Raw genomic sequence first — 16870 nt, 5'->3', positions numbered from 1 at the left:
GTGGCCGCCGGGCCCCCCACCCGCGCCGGCGCCACCCCGGCCCCCGCCGCGGGTGGGCACACCCCCCCCGGGGGCCCCGCCGTGGGGTGCGCCGGGGCGGGGGGGGGCGCGGCCCCGGGCGCGCGGGGCCCCGCGACGGTGAACGGAACTCCTGTGCCGCAGTGGGTTCCGCTCACGGTCGAGGAGGGTGACGTCCTCGACATCGGTTCGATCGGCGCCCTGGGTATGCGGGCATATCTCGCGGTGTCGGGTGGGCTCGACGCGGCGGATCATCTCGGGAGCCGGTCGACTTTCACCATGGGACGGTTCGGCGGACTCGACGGCCGGGCGCTGGCCGCCGACGACCGTCTGGAGCTGCTGGACGGGTCGGTCGGCGCGCCGCGTCGAATCCTCGGTGACGAGCAACCGGCCTTCACCAACTCCTGGCAACTGGCGGTGACCGTGGGACCCCACGGCGCACCGGAGTTCTTCACCGAGGAGGACATCGCCGATCTGTTCGCGACCGACTACGAGGTGCACTTCAACTCCGACCGGACCGGCATCCGATTGATCGGCCCCCGACCCCGGTGGGCACGCGACGACGGTGGTGAGGCCGGCCTGCACCCCTCGAACATCCACGACACCGCGTACTCCGTCGGTGCGCTCGACTTCACCGGCGACACACCCATCCTGCTCGGTCCGGACGGGCCGAGTCTCGGCGGATTCGTGTGCCCGGTGACGGTGACGACCGCGCAACGGTGGAAGCTCGGCCAGTTGAAGCCGGGGGACACGATCCGGTTCATCGCGGTACGCGGCGACCGGGCGGCCTCGCCCACCGAACTCGGGCTGGGTCGGCGGGCCTGCTTCGTCGACGTCCTGTCGTCGGGTGGGGACACCGACAACGGAATCCTCGGATCCACCACGACAGCCGATGGAGCGACCTCGGTGACATACCGGCGGTCCGGTGACGACAATGTGCTCGTCGAGTACGGCGAGATGCACCTCGACCTGGCCCTGCGCGCCCGGGTGCATGCGCTGGCCGAGCGGATCGCCGCCGAGAAGCCGCGCGGGCTCGTCGATCTCACACCGGGTATCCGTTCGCTGCAGGTGAAGGCCGACCCGGACGTGTGGTCGCAGGCGCAGATGCTGGAGTGGCTGACCGAATGCGAGAGCCAGTTGCCGGCCGCCGAGGACCTCGTGGTGCCGAGCCGCACCGTGCACCTGCCCTTGTCGTGGGACGATCCCGCGACCAGGGAGGCCATCGAACGGTACATGCTGGGCGTGCGATCGGATGCGCCGTGGTGCCCGTGGAACATCGAGTTCATCCGGCGGATGAACGGCCTGGATTCGGTCGACGACGTGTACCGCACCGTTTTCGACGCGAGCTACCTCGTGCTCGGCCTGGGTGACGTCTATCTCGGTGCGCCGGTGGCTGTTCCACTCGACCCCCGGCATCGTCTCGTCACCACCAAGTACAACCCGGCCCGCACGTGGACGCCGGAGAACGCGGTGGGGATCGGCGGCGCCTACCTCTGCATCTACGGCATGGAAGGCCCGGGCGGTTATCAGTTCGTCGGCCGGACGACGCAGGTGTGGAATCACCGGCATCCGTTGCCGGCACCGGGATTCGATCCCGAACATCCGTGGCTCCTCCGGTTCTTCGACCGAATCCACTGGTACCCGGTGAGTGCGGCGGAACTCCTCGACATGCGGGCCGACGTCGCCGCCGGGCGCGGGGACAGCACGAAGATCGTCGACGGTGAGTTCTCGCTGGCCGCGCACCAGAGCTTCCTCGACGAGCACGCCGCCGACATCGCGATCCGGCGGAACACGATGGAGACCGCTCGTGCGGAAGAGCGTGAACGGTGGTCGATGCAGGGCGAATTCGCCGCGAAGGCGGCGGGAGTAGGCCGCGCCGGTGCCTCGGGGATCGCAGACGACAAGGAGCGGGTGGCATGAGCAGGATCGACGAGCTGTATGCGCGGATCGCCGAGGCGGACCGGCCGGACGTGTTCATCACGCTGCGATCCGAGGATGAGGTCGCGGCCGAATACGAGCGGTCCGTCGCCGCCGGCGGTCCGCTCGCCGGCGTGCTCCTCGCCGTCAAGGACAACGTCGATGTCGCAGGCGTGCCGACCACCGCAGGGTGCCCCGGGTTCGCCTACACCCCCGACGTCGACGCCCCAGCGGTCGCCGCCTTGCGCGCGGCAGGAGCGGTGGTCGTGGGCAAGACCAACCTCGACCAGTTCGCCACCGGCCTGGTGGGGACCCGCAGCCCATATGGGGCGGTGCGGGATTCGCGGCGACCGGACCGCATCTCGGGCGGATCGAGCTCCGGCTCGGCGGTGGCCGTCGTCCTCGGGTTCGCCGACATCGCGATCGGCACCGACACCGCCGGGTCGGGCCGGGTGCCGGCCGGCCTGCAGGGCATCGTCGGCATCAAGCCGACCGTCGGGGTGGTCTCCACTGCCGGAGTCGTGCCCGCCTGTGCGAGTTACGACGTCGTCACCGTCTTCGCCGCCGACCTGGCGCTGGCCGACCGGTCCATGTCGGTGATGGCCGAAGCCGCCGGCACCCGGCCCTTCCCGCCGTCGATCCCGTACGCCGCCCCGGAACGCCCGGTGATCGCCGTGCCCACCGAACTGCCCGGCCTCGACGACCGCTGGCGGGCCGCCTTCGACGACGCCGTGCTGCGTGCCGAATCCGCGGGTCTGATGGTCAAGACCATCGATCTGTCACCGTTTCTCGAGGCCGCCCGGCTCCTCTACGACGACGCTCTCGTCGCCGAACGCTACGACGCGGTGGGGGACTACCTCGATTCGGTCCCCGACCCCGATGTCGCCGGACTCGACCCGACCGTGTCGGCGATCATCGATGCGGCGCAGAGGTTCTCGGCCGTCGACCTGTTACGGGCTCGTCGTCGGCTCGCCGACCTGCGCGCCACGGCGATGCAGCAGTGGGGTGACGCCACGGTCCTGATGGTGCCGACCGCCCCGGCACACCCCACGCTCGCCGAGGTGGCCGCCGATCCGGTGGGCGTGAACTCGCGGATGGGCACGTACACCAACTTCTGCAACCTCTTCGATCTGTGTGGACTCGCCGTGCCGGCCGGCACCGTCGTCGACGAGGGCGGCAGCACAGCACAGTTCGGCATCACGTTCCTGGGCCGCGGACATGCCGATGCCGTGCTCGTCGACGTGGCACGCCGATTCTCCGGCGACGACTCGGTGGCGCCGTCCTGGGCGGAAGGTGACGAGGCGATCGAGCTCGCGGTCTTCGGGGCGCACATGCGGGGCGGGCCGCTGACCCACGAACTCGGCGATCGCGGCGCCCGATGGGCCGGTGAGGTCACCACGACCGCGTCCTACCGCCTCGTGGCTCTGGACACGACCCCGCCCAAGCCGGGTCTGATCCGCGATCCGGCTGCCGGTCGCGAGATCCGGGGCGAGGTGTGGACGCTGTCCTCGGCAGCGCTGGGGGACTTCTTGGCCGCTCTTCCCGAGCCGATGATGCTGGGCAAGGTCGAGATCGCCGCCGGCGAGACCGGGCCGGCCCGCTGGATCGTCGGGTTCGGGTGTGCTGCCGACGCCGGCGCGTCGGGGCAGATCCTCGACCGCGACCGCTGGTAGGTGTCGGCAGCGGCGCCGCCCTCCGTCGGAACCACCGCCGCACGAACCGGATTCGACATCGCGGCGTCGTTCAGCTGAGGTCGCCTGTCCAGGAACTCGTCTCACGTCCGGTCCTGGACGTCTGACCAGAACGGCCGATTCGTGCCGTTTCCACGGATCGGCTACCGATTCGCCGACCGTGGTGATTCACTTACTCAGCTCGGGAGGTCGGGGAGAAGAGAGTTGGGCGGATGACCAGGGTGGGGCGCAGCGAGATTCAGCGATCGGACAAGGTCGCTCGACGCGAGAACCGGAAACAGCGGCGGCAGCACCGCGCGATCGCGGGGGCGGCCGCGTTGGCGACCGTCGCCGCGATCGGCGCGGGGCAGGCGGCGGAACCGGCAGTGGCCGACGCGGCGCTGCTCCCGGGTATCCCGTCCGAGATCGACGATCTGCGGAACTGGTCGAAGGGTTTCGACAAGACCAACCCGCTCGGCAGTCTGGTGACCACGATCGGGAACGGCGCGCTCGCCGACATCGCGGAGCAGTGGCGCATCCAGAGCTGCATGTCCGGCGGCGTCCGGGATGGAGCCGACTGCTCGCAGTCGAGCACCGAGTACGGCGGTATCGGACTCGCCGTCGTCCTGCCCGACCGCATCGAGGTCGTGCCGATCGCGGTCTACGACCCGGTGAAGGGTGTCTTCGACACGCTGTCCGGTTCGGTTCTCGGAGACATCATCCGCTGGCTCGGCGTCGACCTGCCGAAGACGATGACGGACGGCCCCGCCACCGAGGGTTCGTCGACGGTCGCCGGGAACGGTTTCCAGTTCGCTCTCGCCTACCGCGGGGGCGACGCAAGCGCTACATCGTATCTACCTCTGAGCATCGCGACCGCGGGCGCGAGCGACGGGCGGACCGCGAAATCGTTCGCGCTGATCGGGATGGCGCATGCGTGGAACACCGGTCCGCTCGATGTCACGGTCCTCGGGGAGACGATCGGAACCGTCCCGGGTGTCCAGGGGGTCGGCTGCTACGGCGGGCTCACCGGCGCCTACGCCGATGGCGTCGGAGCCTGCGCAAATGTGCTGGGCACCTTCGACTTCCGCTGGCAACAACCCAACGGCGAACTTCAGTTCGCGCTCACCGATCCAACCGCACTGATCGCCGATCCCGGCGGGGTTCTCGGCGGCCTCGGCGCCGAGGTTCTCGAGGGTCTGCTCGCCGGCATCCTGAGTGGCTCCGGTCTCGACTTCGACAGTGACTGGATGTCCCTGTCGAAGGACTTCGCCCGCCTGAGCATCGGGGGTGATCACGACCTGTTCAGTGGCAACTTCCTCCGGCTGACGAGCGATTACGGTTTCACCGGTCCGATCACGGTCGACTGGCTGGGTTCGAAGGTCACCTTCCGCCCGCTGGTCGAGGTCAACGGTGAGCTGCGGCCGAACCGTCTCGGGTTGCCGGTCATCGAGTTCGGGCAGCTCGACACTGGTGAGCTCATCCCGGTCATCCGTATCCCGGAATACGAGTTGCCGTTCGGTCTGCCGGCGACCGACCCGATCGACACCGGGGTGTCGACGAGCTCGGCGACCACGACCCTCTCGTTCGACGATGTGTCGACGGGGCAGGTGACGGCCGATGACGGTACCGGCGAGGCCCAGAGCTACGTCGGCAAGCACCGCTCGGCGGAGGACTCCTACGTCGGCAGGCATCGGGCACCGGAACCCTCCGACGACAGCGGCTCCGAGGGATCGGACGGCGGCGGATCGGACGTTCCGGAATCCGAGAGCCCGGACGCCCACGACACCGATGAGGACAGTGTGGATGCGATCGACGACGACGACGTCGACGCCGACAGCGCCGACGATGACGGTGTGGACGCCGGTGACACCGACTCGGGCAGTGAATCCGGATCGGCCGCAGCCTGATCGGCCGCAGCCTGATCGGCCGCAGCCTGATCGGCCGCGGACCCCTGCTCCCGGTCCGAACGAACCTCGCAACCACCGCTCCCTGATCCGGGAGAATCTTCGTGGCTCGCGTCGCTCCCGCCGCAGGGGCGGAAACCGGGCGACATGCTTCAGCGCAATTGCTCCGTCGCAAGACGCGACTACGCTGGGCACACGACCCCGGGACGGCTGACGGGCCGGGCCGGGTAACCGACCAGGGAGGGCCTCATGGCGATCGATCGAGACAAGAGCAGAGCGGTGTCGGAGGTCGTGCGTCAACACCCGGCGATGAGTCTCGTCGCGGTCTCGCCCGGCATCGCCGTGTTCGTGACCCTGCTGCTGCTCGACCAGACCCTTCTGGCGATCCTGTTCCTCATCCTCGCCGTCGGCGGTGGCGCATACCTGCTCACGCGCAAGCGCTGACGGTGGCGTCCGTTGCGATCCCGCACCGAAGATTTGTCCGCGGTTACAGTGGTGCGCAATGAGTGCCCGCCGACGCTGAACCGCGCGGTGAACGGGTCGAGGAGAGCGGTGAAGGGAGTCGGCGTCGTGGTCGCTGAACCGGGTCGAGGCGTTCGCGCCGGACGTGTTCTCGCGTTCGGGACGAGTCGGCTGGGCAGCTGACATGTCCACCCGTGTCGACGCCTACATCTGGGCCATCCGTCTGACCAAGACCCGGTCGGCCGCGGGCGCCGCCTGCCGCGGCGGCCACGTCCGGGTCAACGGGGTGACGGCCAAGCCCGCGCAGCCGGTGGTGCCGGGTGACGAGATCCGGGTTCGGCTCGCCGGGCGGGAGCGCATCGTCGAGGTCACCAGGACGATCAGCAAGCGGGTGTCCGCGCCGATGGCCGCCGAGTGCTTCGTCGACCGGTCGCCGCCACCGCCACCCAAGGAGATCCTCGCCAGTCAGCCACGGCGCGACCGGGGGGCCGGGCGGCCCACCAAACGTGAACGGCGGCAACTGGACCGGCTGCGCGACAGCACCTTCCTCATCGCCGCGCTGGCCGCTGTCGCACTTCTCGTCGGCGCCTGCTCCGGCGACGAGCCGACGGCCGACCCGAACAAGCCGAACACGCCCGAGGCGCCCGCCCAGGCCGGTTCCGGTCCGTTCTTCGGCAAGTGTGGCGGCGTATCCCTCGAGGACGTCGTCCGGATCACCGGGTTCGCCGGGCTCACCGAGACCGTCAACAACACCTCGGTGTGCGAGTGGGACACCACCGGTTCCCGGACGGGGGCCGTCGCGTCGTTCAACTGGTATCGCGGCTCGCCGATCGGCCGTGAGGAAGCGAACGTGAAGCTGTCGCGCGACGTGACCAACAGACTCGAGATCGACGGTCACCAGGGGTTCATCGGCTACACCCAGTCAGGTCAGATCTGTGAGGTCGGCATCGGTTTCGGGGCGGACTTCTTCGAGTGGTCGATCCGCGGGGACGCCGCCACCCCACGACCGATCGAGGAGATCTGCGACGCCGCTCGCGAGTTGGCGACGATGTCGATCGAGCGTGCGTCGTGAAGCGGGTCCTCGTCCTGCTGGCGGCCGTGCTGGTGGGCCTGGCCGCCCTCGCCGGGTGTGCACGCACGGTCGAGGGTGAGCCGGTGCCGCTCGGGGCCGCGGGACAGTCCGGAAGCAGCGACATCGACACCGACCAGTTCGACCGCCTGCTGCTCGAATGCGATGTGTTGCCCGACGCCATGATCGCCGACGTCGTCGCCGGCGGCGGATTCGCCGAGCGGTCGTTCAGCGGCGCCATCTGTCGCTGGCTGGTCTCCGGTACGACCGACGTGGTGAGCGTGACCTTCAACTGGTTCGAGTGGGGCAACGTCAACGTCGAGAAGGAGACCGCGAAAAAGCTCGGCTTCGAGACCGAGAACATCAAGGTCGCCAGTCAGTCGGCGTTCACCCAGCGCAGCCCCGACCGTCCGGGAGTCTGCGGGGTGACCGCGAGGGCGCCGAGCCGCGGCATCTTCACCTGGTTCGTCGAACCCCGCAGTGCGCCTCCGGGCGACCCCTGCGCGGCACCGATCAAGCTGATGGAGCTGCTGCTGCAGGGCGGTCAGTGAGCCTGCCGGTGTCAGTGTCCGGCTCGTGTGGCACCTGGTGACCTCGACGGGCGCGGCGGCCTCGCTGCGCTCGGTCGACGCTGCTCGGCCAGCGGGTCGTTGAGTTCCGGGTACCGCTGGTTGAGTTCCGGGTACCGCTGGTTGAGCTTGTCGAAACCACTAGTCCGGGATCGGCCCGACGACGACGGTGGCCGCGACCACGAGTTCGTCGCCGGTGCCCGGCATCAGCAGCCACACGGTCAGGCGGTCGCCCTCGCGCACCCGCCGCAGGATCAGCCGGGTGCCCGGCACGATTGGCCGCAGGTATTCGATGACGACCCGGTGCGGACCGTCGACGAGGTCGGGGTGTTCGACGAGTTCGTCTTCGATCGCCTCGAGATAGGCGGCGTTGTTCAGGTGCTTGAACGGGTCGAAGTCGGTGATCCGGAGGACGTGTTCGCGGTCCGGGAAGTCGATCTCGGCGGGGCTGGGGGCCTTCTCCGGATTCATCGACCGCCAGCGGAGGCGGTGCTCGTCGGTCATCGCCGACAGCATCGTGAACGCCTCGTCGGACAGCCGTGACGGCACGCCCTTCTCGTTGACGTTGATCCAGAACGCCTCGGTCTCGATCAACCCCGGGGGGCGGGGCCGTGGGTTGAACCGGTTCGTCTCGTGCTCTGCCGTGAGGCGCACGCGCATGTTGGTCCAGCGCGTGGACAACGCCCCGCACCAGCGTTGCGCGGTGACCGCGCCCGGCCAGGTCAGCGGCTCGATGACATCGATGATGGTGCGGCGGACGATCCAGAACGGGTCCGTCGCGCTGAACTCGGTGGCCTCGAGGTTGTCGTTGGCGACGTCCTGGAGGTACCGGGCCACGGCGTCGAGCCGCACCCGCATGTCCTGATCGACGTCGCCGGTGCGGATGCGATAACCCACCTCGTAGAACTGGGATCCAGGCTTGCGGTCCGGGAGTGATGCACCGGACACTGCTGGCGTAACCTGGCTCACTCGAGTCCCTCCGATAGGTCGCCGGTATCTTTGCAGCTAAGATACATCCAACCGGAAAAATAGAACACGTTCTACGTGTCGGATTACGAGGAAACAGCAGATGGCGCATGTGATTACCCGCCCATGTTGCAACGATGCCAGTTGCGTGAGCGTGTGTCCGGTGAACTGCATCCACCCCACGCCCGACGAGCCGGAGTTCCTCACGGCGGAGGCCCTATACATCGATCCGGAGACGTGCATCGACTGCGGTGCCTGCATCGACGAGTGCCCGGTGGAAGCGATCATCCCCGATGATCAGCTGGAGGAACGCGACGAACCGTATCTCCAGATCAACGCGGACTACTACAAGGACCACGACGTCGAGGGCGGGCTCGTCCCGCCGCGCAAGGCGCCCCCGCTGCCCGACAAGGAACTGCACGTGGCCGTCGTCGGTGCCGGACCTGCGGCGTTCTACGCCGCGGAGGAGCTCGTCCGCAAGCCGAGCATCAAGGTCGACATGTTCGACCGGCTGCCGACGCCCTACGGACTCGTGCGCGCCGGGGTCGCACCCGACCACAGTGCCACCAAGGGAGTCGAGAAGACCTTCGCCTCGGTCGCGGCGAAGAAGAACTTCTCCTACTACCTCAATGTCGAGGTCGGCAAGCACATCAGCCATGACGAACTCGTGGCGCGGTACCACGCGGTCATCTATGCGGTGGGCGCCTCGACCGACAAACGGCTGGGCATCGAGGGCGAGGATCTGTCCAACTCGGTCGCCGCGACGCAGTTCGTCGCCTGGTACAACGGCCATCCCGACTTCGCCGACCTCGCCGTCGATCTGTCCGGCGACCGGGCGGTCGTCGTCGGCAACGGCAACGTCGCGCTCGACGTCGCGCGGATCCTGGTCACCGATCCCGACGAGCTCGCCAAGACCGACATCGCCGATCACGCGCTCGCGACACTGCGGGAGTCGAACATCTCCGAGGTCGTCCTCCTGGGTCGCCGTGGCATCGCGCAAGCGGCCTACACCAACAGCGAGTTCCTGGCTCTCGGCGACGTCGAGGGTGTGGATGTGATCATCGATCCCGACGAGCTGGTCCTCGATCCGGCCACCGAGGCGGCACTGTCCGACGACACGCTCGACTCGACCATCGCCACCAAGATCCGACTCGCCCGCGAATTCGCCGAACGCCCGCAGACCGAGGGCAACAAGCGCATCGTGTTCCGGTTCCTCACCTCTCCGGTCGAAATTGCCGGGGACGGCGAAGTGGCTACGCTTACCTGCGTGCGCAATGCCTACTCCGACGCGACCGGGAAAGTTGCGGTGACACCCACCGACGAGCGTTTCGACCTCGAGACCGGCCTGGTCCTGCGGGCCATCGGTTACCGCGGCGTGCCCGTCACCGACCTGCCGTTCGACGAGGGACACGGCGTCGTCCCCAACACCGAGGGACGCGTCCAGACCGCCGCCGGTGGTGACGTGATGCCGGGCCTCTATGTGACGGGTTGGATCAAACGCGGAGCAACGGGGGGTATCGGCATGAACCGCATCTGTGGCCAGGAGACCGCGCAGGCCGTCATCGCCGACTTCGTCGCCGCGGCCTTCGACGATCCGTCGACCTCCCGGGACGACGTCGCCGCCCTGGTGGCCGATCGCGGCGCCAACCGCATCGATCTCACCGGGTGGAAGGCGATCGACGCCGCCGAGAAGTCCGCGGGCAAGGCCGCCGGCCGGGTCCGCGCGAAGTTCGTCAATGTCGCCGAGTTCGAGGCGGCTGCCACCGCCGGAGCTCAGTGATGCGGATCGCACTGCTGTCCTACCGCAGCAAGCCCCACTGCGGCGGACAGGGCGTCTACGTCCGTCATCTGTCCCGCGAACTCGCCCTCCTCGGCCACAGTGTCGAGATCTTCTCGGGGCAGCCCTATCCCGAGCTCGACCAGGTCGCGATCGACGCCGGCGTCACCGTCACCAAGGTGCCGAGCCTGGGCCTCTACGACGAGCCGGATCCGTTTCGCACGCCTCGCCCGGGCGAATACCGCGACTGGATCGACGTTCTCGAGGTGGGCTCGATGTGGACGGCGAGCTTCGGCGAACCGCTGACGTTCAGCCTCCGAGTGGCCAGGCTCCTCAAGGAGAGGCGCGACGACTTCGACATCGTCCACGACAACCAGTGTCTCGGTTACGGATTGCTCGACATCCAGAAGGCGGGCTTCCCGCTGATCGCGACGATCCATCACCCCATCACGCGCGACCGCACGCTCGCGGTGAAGGCGGCAAAGGGATGGCGGAAGATCAGCGCGTGGCGGTGGCATTCGTTCCTGCGTATGCAGGGTCGGGTCTCGCGGCGGATTCCGGAGCTGCTCACCGTTTCCCGGAGCAGTGAGGTCGACATCCGCAAGGCGTTCGACATCCCGTCGGGTCGCATCACGACGATCCCGTTGGGCGTCGACACCGAGATCTTCACGCCGGCCGCAACCCGGGTGCCCGGTCGCATCGTGTGCGTCGCCAGTGCCGATGCGCCGTTGAAGGGTGTGTCGTACCTGTTGGAGGCGGTTGCGAAGCTGTCCTCCGAGCGGGACGTCGAATTGGTACTGGTGTCCAAGTTGGACCCGAACGGACCGTCCGCGAAGATGATCGACGATCTGGCGATCGCCGATCGCGTCTCGGTGGTGTCCGGACTCGAGGACGAGGAGATCGCCGGCCTGCTCGCCTCGGCCGAGGTCGCGTGTGTGCCCTCGCTCTACGAGGGTTTCTCCCTACCCGCGGTCGAGGCGATGAGTTGCGGTACACCGCTGGTCGCCACCCGGGCGGGCGCGATCCCGGAGGTCGTCGGAACCGCCGAAGAGGCCGCACTGTTGGTGCCGCCGAGGGATTCCGGGCGCCTCGCGCAGGCGATCGGCCGTCTGCTCGACGACGCGGACCTGCGTGGGCGTCTCGGCGACGGCGGCCGTCGTCGAGCCGAGGAGAACTACAGCTGGGCAGCGGTGGCCGCGAAGACGGCGGCTCACTATGAAACCGTGCTCGCCGGACACCGGCGGGCAACAGAAGGGACGACGAGTGCTCACAGTTGATTTCGACCGGCTTGGCGTTGGACCGGGCACCAAGGCGATCGACATCGGGGCGGGGCAGGGTAGGCACTCGTTCGAGATGTTCCGTCGCGGCGCCGAGGTCATCGCCTTCGACATGTCCGAGAGCGACATGTCCGACGTCGGCGAGATGTTCGACGCGATGATGGCCGAGGGGCACGTGCCGGCATCGGCGAAGGCCCGCGCCGAGGTCGGGGACGCGCTCCGGCTTCCGTACTCGGACAACAGCTTCGATGTTGTCCTGATGAGCGAGATCCTCGAGCACATCCCGACCGACGAAGGCGCGATCACCGAGATGGTGCGCGTCCTGAAGCCGGGGGGAGTCGCCGCGGTCACCGTGCCGCGCTACTGGCCGGAGAAGGTGTGCTGGGCCCTGTCCGACGAGTATCACGAGGTCGAGGGCGGGCACGTCCGCATCTACAAGGCATCCGAACTCGCGGGCAAGCTGCAGCGCGCCGGACTCGAGGTCACCGGCACCGACCACGCGCACGCACTGCACGCACCGTACTGGTGGCTGAAATGTGCTGTGGGCGTTGAGAACAAGGACAACGTCCTGGTGAAGGGTTATCACCAGCTGCTCGTCTGGGACATGATGAGCAAACCGTGGCTGACCCGCGTCGGGGAGCAGGTGCTCAACCCGCTCATCGGCAAGTCGGTGGCCCTGTACCTGCGCAAGCCCGAGACCGCCACCGCGTCTTCATGACGAGGCTCTCCAGGACGGGAGTCGCATGACGACCGCTCCGGCGGTCCCCGGTGTGGTCACGGCCGAGCAGATGCACGCCACCGGCGCCGCGATCGTCGGCATGCAGGAGGAGTCGGGGGCGCTGCCCTGGTTCCCCGGCGGGCAGACCGATCCGTGGGATCACATCGAATCGGCGATGGCGCTGTCGGTCACGGGTTTTCACGCCGAGGCCGAGGCCGCCTACGACTGGTCGCGACGTAAGCAGCGCGACGACGGGTCCTGGCCGATCCGTACCGTCTGCGGCAAGGTCGAGGACGCCGGGACCGACAGCAACTTCTGCGCGTACATCGCGGTCGGGGTGTGGCACCACTACCTGATCACCGGTGACGACGCGTTCCTGCAGAAGATGTGGCCGGTCGTCTGGTCGGCGATCGACTGTGTCCTGCGTTTCCAGCGGGAGGACGGCGCGTTTCGCTGGGGTGGCGACCACCGCACCGGAGCGATGTTCGGCGAGGCCCTGATCACCGGCAACGCCAGCATCTTCCAGGCTCTGGACTGTGCGATACGCATCGCGGGCGAGATGGACCAGCCCGACGAGACCTGGACAGCCGCACACAGCCTGCTCGGGGATGCCATCCGGTCCGATGTCGGGCGCGAGGAATGGCAGATCTTCACCCCGCCGTCCGAGCATTCGATGGACTGGTACTACCCGATCCTCGGCGGAGCCGTGCGGGGCCGCGAAGGTCAGGAACTGATCGCTCGCCGCTGGGAACAGTTCGTCGTTCCCGGCAAGGGTGTCCGATGCGTGGACCATCGGCCCTGGGTGACCGGTGCCGAGACCTGTGAGCTGGCCCTTGCTCTGGACTCGCTCGGCGACACCGCCGACGCCATCGAGCTCATCGCCTCGATCCAGCACCTCCGTGATCCGGACGGATCGTATTGGACCGGGCTGGTGTTCGCCGACGGCAAGCGCTGGCCGGTCGAGAAGAGTTGCTGGACTTCGGCCGCCGTCGTCCTCGCGGCCGACGCGGTCAGCCGGACGAGCGTCGCGAACGGGATCTTCCGGGATGTCCGTCAGCGTCTGGTCGCACCGACACCCTGACCGGTGACCGGCGGGCGGTCATTCCGCGAGCGTCGAGCCCGAGTCGATCTGCTCGGCAAGGGCGCGCCGGGCCTCGTCGTGCAGCACTGCTCGCAGATCCTCTTCGAGCGCAACGAATTCCGGTGAGGTGAGGACCGCGAGTTCCCGCGGCCGCGGGAGCTCGACGCGCGCTTGGCGGACGACGGTCGCCGGTCGGGCGGACAACACGATGACCCGGTCCGAGAGGTAGATGGCCTCACGGATGTCGTGGGTGATCATCAGCACCGTCCACCGGTAGCGTTGCCAGACCGACTGCAGCCACGACTGCATCTCCGTCCGGGTCAGCGAGTCCAGGGCGCCGAACGGTTCGTCGAGCAGCAGCAGATCGCGGTTCTGCACGACCGTGCGGAGCAGGGCGGCCCGCTGTCGCATCCCCCCGGACAGCTGAGACGGGCGCGCGTCCTCGAACCCGGACAACCCGAAGGTGGGGAAGAGCTCCGCCGCCCGGCGACGGGCATCGGCTGCCGGCACACCCTGTACCTGCAGGCCGAGGATCGTGTTGTCGAGGATCGTGCGCCAGGGGAACAGGAGATCCTTCTGCGGCATGTACGCGCAGTGTCCGGCGATCGCGGCGTCGCCGCCGACGGTGACGCTGCCGGAGTCGGGTACGTCGAGCCCGGCGAGCATGCTGAAGATGGTGCTCTTGCCGCAGCCACTCGGTCCGATGACGGAGACGAACTCGCCGGGCTCCGCCGTGAACGAGACCGCGTCGAGCACGTGACGCGGAGGTTGCTCGCGGCCGCTCCGGGGGAAGGATTTCGTCAGCCGGTCCACGACGAGCCGGCGAGCGTCGTCGGTCATGAGGGCTCGGTCTTCTCGGCACGAGCCCACGGCACGACGACGCGTTCGATCGCGAATGTCAGCAGATACAACCCGACGCTGATGAGGGCCGTCACCAGCACGGCCGCGAGCACGAGGTCGGTGCGGAACGAGTTCTTCTGAAGGCTCATGTAGATGCCGAGCCCCTGGCTGGCACCGACGTACTCGGCGAACACGGCACCCACCACCGCGTAGGTGATGCCGATCCGCAGCGCCGTGAAGAACCGGGGGAGCGCGGACGGCAGGCGCACGTAGCGGAAGATCTGCGGGCGGGTGGCGCCCATGCTCCGCAGGAGTGCGCCGGCCTCGCGATCGGCGGCCGCGAACCCCTCGATCAACCCGATCGCCATCGGGAAGAAGGTGACAAGGGCGATGACGAGGACCTTCGGGAGCACGCCGAAGCCGAACCAGATGATCATGAGCGGAGCGATCGCGATGATCGGCAGCGTCTGCGATGCGACGAACAGGGGCACGAAGGCCCGCCGCAGGGTGGGGGAGAAGTCGACGATGATCGCCAGTACCCATGCCAGGACCAGTGACACCGCGAAGCCGATCAGGGTGACCTGAAGCGTCGCCCCGGCGTGCACCCCGATCTCGTCCCGATGCGCCCACCCCTGTGCCGCGACCCGGGACGGCGACGGCAGCAGTTGCGGTCGGACCCCGCTGAGATCGACATAGACCTGCCAGGCCGCGACGAGTACCACCACCGCCACGATCGCGGGCGCGGCCCGCCGGAGGCCGGTGCTAGCGGGACGCGTCGAGGTAATCATTGGTGAAGTAGGTCGACCAGTCCGGCTCGGCTGTGAGCGCGGCCCCGTCCGGACCCGTGAGAAGCCCACTGCGGTAGAGGAACCCAGAGTTCCCGGCCCACTGCTCGAGCGTCTGCCCGCCCACCCGGCCGTTCGCGTCTTTCATGTACTGGGCGGCAAGCATCCGCTGGCTCTCGACGACCAGCTTCTCGTCGTTGAACGCGCCCGGATTGGCGGCGATGAGGTCGCGGGCGGCGGCATCCGGGTCATCGGCCGCAGCCTGGTAGCCGCGTTGCAGCGCCCGTACGAACGTCGCCGCACGCTCCGGGTTCTCGTTCAGCCAGTCCTCGTTGGCGTCGACGACGATCGCGTAGGCCTCCGGGAAACCGAAGTCCGTGTAGTGGAAATACCTCATCGGCGTTCCGTGGTGCTCGGCCTCGATGCCCTCCCAGGCGAGATACGAGACGGTGAAGTCCGCCTTCCCGGAATAGACGGCCTCGTATGCGGAGGTGCCGAGGGTGACCGAGGTGAATTCACCTGTGCCGCCGTCGTTCCGGATCACCCGCTTGAGTGTCTCCACCTCGCCGGGGTCACCGAACCCGGCATAGGTCTTGCCGTCGAGGTCCTTCGGGCTCGTGATGTCGTCGCGGTCGGCGCGGACACCGATACCTGTCGCCCACCGCTGCAGTGGTGCCAGCACGGAGATCGTGTGCGCGCCCGATGCCCGAGAGAAGGTGGACGAACTGTGGGTGCTGATCCCGAATTCGGCGTTCCCCGCGTCCACGACGGTGTCGACGGAGGTGTTGTTGTAGGGCAGGATCTCGACGTCGAGGCCGGACTCGGCGAAGTACCCGCGCTGTTGCGCCACGAACAGGCCCGTGTGATTGGTGTTCGGGGTCCAGTCGAGCGCGAACCGGATGGTGTTGTCGGAGGCGGTGTCCGACCCACACGCGGTGGCCGTCGACAACACCGCGACGGTGGCAACGAGGCAGGCCAGGACGCGGCGCGCGCGGCCGGTCATGCGGCGGGCCATGCGTAGGGGTTCAGCGCGGTGTCCCAGAACATGAGCTCGTACCGGGTGGCGATGGTGAACGCCGCGGACATCGCAGCCCGTTCCGGCGCGCCGGCCGACGCCGCCGCCGCATCCACCAGTTCCCTTGCCCGGGCGGCGGATTCCTGGAACTCCGGGGCGTCGTAGGTGGTCACCCACTGGGCATACGGGTGCTTCGGGTCGGCGGCGAGGACCTCGGCGGCGCTCGCCGCCAGTCCCCGGCCGACGTCGGCGTAGATCCAGAAGCAGGGCAGCGTTGCGGCGGCGCCGACCGCGTACGACTCGGTCGCTGCGGTGGCGATCAGGTAGGACACATAGGCCAGGCACGCGGTCGACGGCTCGGGCTCACCCTGCCGCGGCGGCAACTGGCCGCCCCCGAGCAGGTCGCCGTGCAGGGCGACCTCGACGGTGGCCGCGGTCGACGACGAGTTCGCCCAGAATGCCGCGGTCTGCGGGTCGGGCGACTTCGACGCCAGGATCGCGAGTGCTTTCGAGTACCCGGCCAGGTACAGCGAGTCCTGCTCCAGGTAGGTGCGGAACACCTCGAGGGGCAGCGTGCCGTCTCCGAGGCGGTGCAGGAATTCGAGATCGTCGATCGACGCTCGCAGAGCTGTCGTCTGTTCCCACAGGTGGTCGGTGAAGCGGCCGGGATCCGGCGCGTGCGCATGCAAAGACATGACATCCCTTCGTCAGCATTACCTGGACAGGTTCTCGGGTCTCATCTCAGCCCCGCAGTCGCGGAGCACCCCGTGTCAGAACGCACCCAGGCTAGCAGAGGGATTCG

At 68.4% G+C, this 16870-nt stretch carries 15 protein-coding genes and 1 riboswitch; of the genes, 10 read left to right on the top strand and 5 right to left on the bottom strand.

Features of this window, described 5'->3' with window-relative positions; translation table 11 throughout:
- The 6 genes from ABIC25_RS23700 to ABIC25_RS23675 form a co-directional block, all read left to right on the top strand.
- Positions 1–1938: carboxyltransferase domain-containing protein (locus ABIC25_RS23700; RefSeq protein ID WP_502916477.1), on the top strand; the 1938-nt coding region annotated here is incomplete at its 5' end.
- Positions 1935–3608, top strand: coding sequence for an allophanate hydrolase (gene atzF, locus ABIC25_RS23695; protein ID WP_354563423.1), 1674 nt, complete (start codon positions 1935–1937; stop codon positions 3606–3608). The genes ABIC25_RS23700 and atzF, both read left to right, overlap by 4 nt.
- Before the next feature lie 230 nt (positions 3609–3838).
- Positions 3839–5512, top strand: coding sequence for a hypothetical protein (locus tag ABIC25_RS23690; RefSeq protein WP_354563421.1), 1674 nt, complete (start codon positions 3839–3841; stop codon positions 5510–5512).
- A gap of 246 nt (positions 5513–5758) precedes the next feature.
- Entirely contained in the window at positions 5759–5953 is a 195-nt protein-coding gene (locus ABIC25_RS23685; RefSeq protein ID WP_004022592.1) for a hypothetical protein, read from the top strand.
- 202 nt (positions 5954–6155) lie between these two features.
- Entirely contained in the window at positions 6156–7043 is an 888-nt protein-coding gene (locus ABIC25_RS23680; RefSeq protein ID WP_101822354.1) for a DUF3558 family protein, read from the top strand.
- Positions 7040–7591 (top strand): DUF3558 domain-containing protein, encoded by a 552-nt coding sequence (locus tag ABIC25_RS23675; protein WP_064571010.1) that lies wholly within the window; start codon positions 7040–7042, stop codon positions 7589–7591. The genes ABIC25_RS23680 and ABIC25_RS23675 overlap by 4 nt, the downstream gene beginning before the upstream one ends.
- Positions 7592–7750: 159 nt before the next feature.
- On the opposite strand, the gene ABIC25_RS23670 is transcribed toward ABIC25_RS23675, so the two are convergent.
- The gene (locus ABIC25_RS23670; RefSeq protein ID WP_354563419.1) at positions 7751–8578 is read right to left on the bottom strand and encodes an acyl-[acyl-carrier-protein] thioesterase; all 828 of its coding nucleotides are present in this window, start codon (positions 8576–8578) and stop codon (positions 7751–7753) included.
- 100 nt (positions 8579–8678) lie between these two features.
- Here ABIC25_RS23670 and ABIC25_RS23665 point away from each other — a divergent pair, with 100 nt between their 5' ends.
- From ABIC25_RS23665 to ABIC25_RS23650, 4 genes are read left to right on the top strand one after another with little or no spacing between them, the layout of a single operon-like run.
- Entirely contained in the window at positions 8679–10355 is a 1677-nt protein-coding gene (locus ABIC25_RS23665; protein WP_081487034.1) for an FAD-dependent oxidoreductase, read from the top strand.
- Positions 10355–11629 (top strand): glycosyltransferase family 4 protein, encoded by a 1275-nt coding sequence (locus ABIC25_RS23660; protein WP_354563417.1) that lies wholly within the window; start codon positions 10355–10357, stop codon positions 11627–11629. Before ABIC25_RS23665 ends, ABIC25_RS23660 begins: the two co-directional genes overlap by 1 nt.
- The gene (locus tag ABIC25_RS23655; RefSeq protein WP_004022598.1) at positions 11616–12347 is read left to right on the top strand and encodes a class I SAM-dependent methyltransferase; all 732 of its coding nucleotides are present in this window, start codon (positions 11616–11618) and stop codon (positions 12345–12347) included. The genes ABIC25_RS23660 and ABIC25_RS23655 overlap by 14 nt, the downstream gene beginning before the upstream one ends.
- Positions 12348–12372: 25 nt before the next feature.
- Positions 12373–13428, top strand: a complete 1056-nt coding sequence (locus ABIC25_RS23650; protein WP_101822331.1) for a prenyltransferase/squalene oxidase repeat-containing protein — start codon at positions 12373–12375, stop codon at positions 13426–13428.
- 18 nt (positions 13429–13446) lie between these two features.
- On the opposite strand, the gene ABIC25_RS23645 is transcribed toward ABIC25_RS23650, so the two are convergent.
- The 4 genes from ABIC25_RS23645 to ABIC25_RS23630 form a co-directional block, all read right to left on the bottom strand.
- Positions 13447–14268, bottom strand: coding sequence for an ABC transporter ATP-binding protein (locus ABIC25_RS23645; RefSeq protein WP_248643445.1), 822 nt, complete (start codon positions 14266–14268; stop codon positions 13447–13449).
- Positions 14265–15056, bottom strand: coding sequence for an ABC transporter permease (locus ABIC25_RS23640; RefSeq protein WP_354563415.1), 792 nt, complete (start codon positions 15054–15056; stop codon positions 14265–14267). Before ABIC25_RS23640 ends, ABIC25_RS23645 begins: the two co-directional genes overlap by 4 nt.
- Complete coding sequence (locus tag ABIC25_RS23635) at positions 15031–16056, bottom strand: ABC transporter substrate-binding protein (RefSeq protein WP_354563414.1); 1026 nt, start codon at positions 16054–16056, stop codon at positions 15031–15033. The genes ABIC25_RS23640 and ABIC25_RS23635 overlap by 26 nt, the downstream gene beginning before the upstream one ends.
- Positions 16053–16763 (bottom strand): TenA family protein, encoded by a 711-nt coding sequence (locus tag ABIC25_RS23630; RefSeq protein ID WP_354563413.1) that lies wholly within the window; start codon positions 16761–16763, stop codon positions 16053–16055. Before ABIC25_RS23630 ends, ABIC25_RS23635 begins: the two co-directional genes overlap by 4 nt.
- A riboswitch (TPP riboswitch) is annotated at positions 16751–16846 on the bottom strand. (Overlaps the previous gene by 13 nt.)
- Between the last annotated feature and the right edge of the window lie 24 nt (positions 16847–16870).

The sequence above is a fragment of the Gordonia sp. PvP123 genome, from assembly GCF_040547295.1.
GTDB lineage: Bacteria > Actinomycetota > Actinomycetes > Mycobacteriales > Mycobacteriaceae > Gordonia > Gordonia terrae.
This window is presented reverse-complemented; position numbering and strand designations above follow the sequence as displayed.

Bases quoted from the DNA above. Each gene is read 5' to 3' on its own strand.
- ABIC25_RS23650 (WP_101822331.1), top strand. From the start codon at position 12,373: ATGACGACCGCTCCGGCGGTCCCCGGTGTGGTCACGGCCGAGCAGATG.
- ABIC25_RS23665 (WP_081487034.1), top strand. From the start codon at position 8,679: ATGGCGCATGTGATTACCCGCCCATGTTGCAACGATGCCAGTTGCGTG.
- atzF (WP_354563423.1), top strand. From the start codon at position 1,935: ATGAGCAGGATCGACGAGCTGTATGCGCGGATCGCCGAGGCGGACCGG.
- ABIC25_RS23660 (WP_354563417.1), top strand. From the start codon at position 10,355: ATGCGGATCGCACTGCTGTCCTACCGCAGCAAGCCCCACTGCGGCGGA.
- ABIC25_RS23690 (WP_354563421.1), top strand. From the start codon at position 3,839: ATGACCAGGGTGGGGCGCAGCGAGATTCAGCGATCGGACAAGGTCGCT.
- ABIC25_RS23640 (WP_354563415.1), bottom strand. From the start codon at position 15,056: ATGATTACCTCGACGCGTCCCGCTAGCACCGGCCTCCGGCGGGCCGCG.
- ABIC25_RS23630 (WP_354563413.1), bottom strand. From the start codon at position 16,763: ATGTCTTTGCATGCGCACGCGCCGGATCCCGGCCGCTTCACCGACCAC.
- ABIC25_RS23685 (WP_004022592.1), top strand. From the start codon at position 5,759: ATGGCGATCGATCGAGACAAGAGCAGAGCGGTGTCGGAGGTCGTGCGT.
- ABIC25_RS23645 (WP_248643445.1), bottom strand. From the start codon at position 14,268: ATGACCGACGACGCTCGCCGGCTCGTCGTGGACCGGCTGACGAAATCC.
- ABIC25_RS23635 (WP_354563414.1), bottom strand. From the start codon at position 16,056: ATGACCGGCCGCGCGCGCCGCGTCCTGGCCTGCCTCGTTGCCACCGTC.
- ABIC25_RS23680 (WP_101822354.1), top strand. From the start codon at position 6,156: ATGTCCACCCGTGTCGACGCCTACATCTGGGCCATCCGTCTGACCAAG.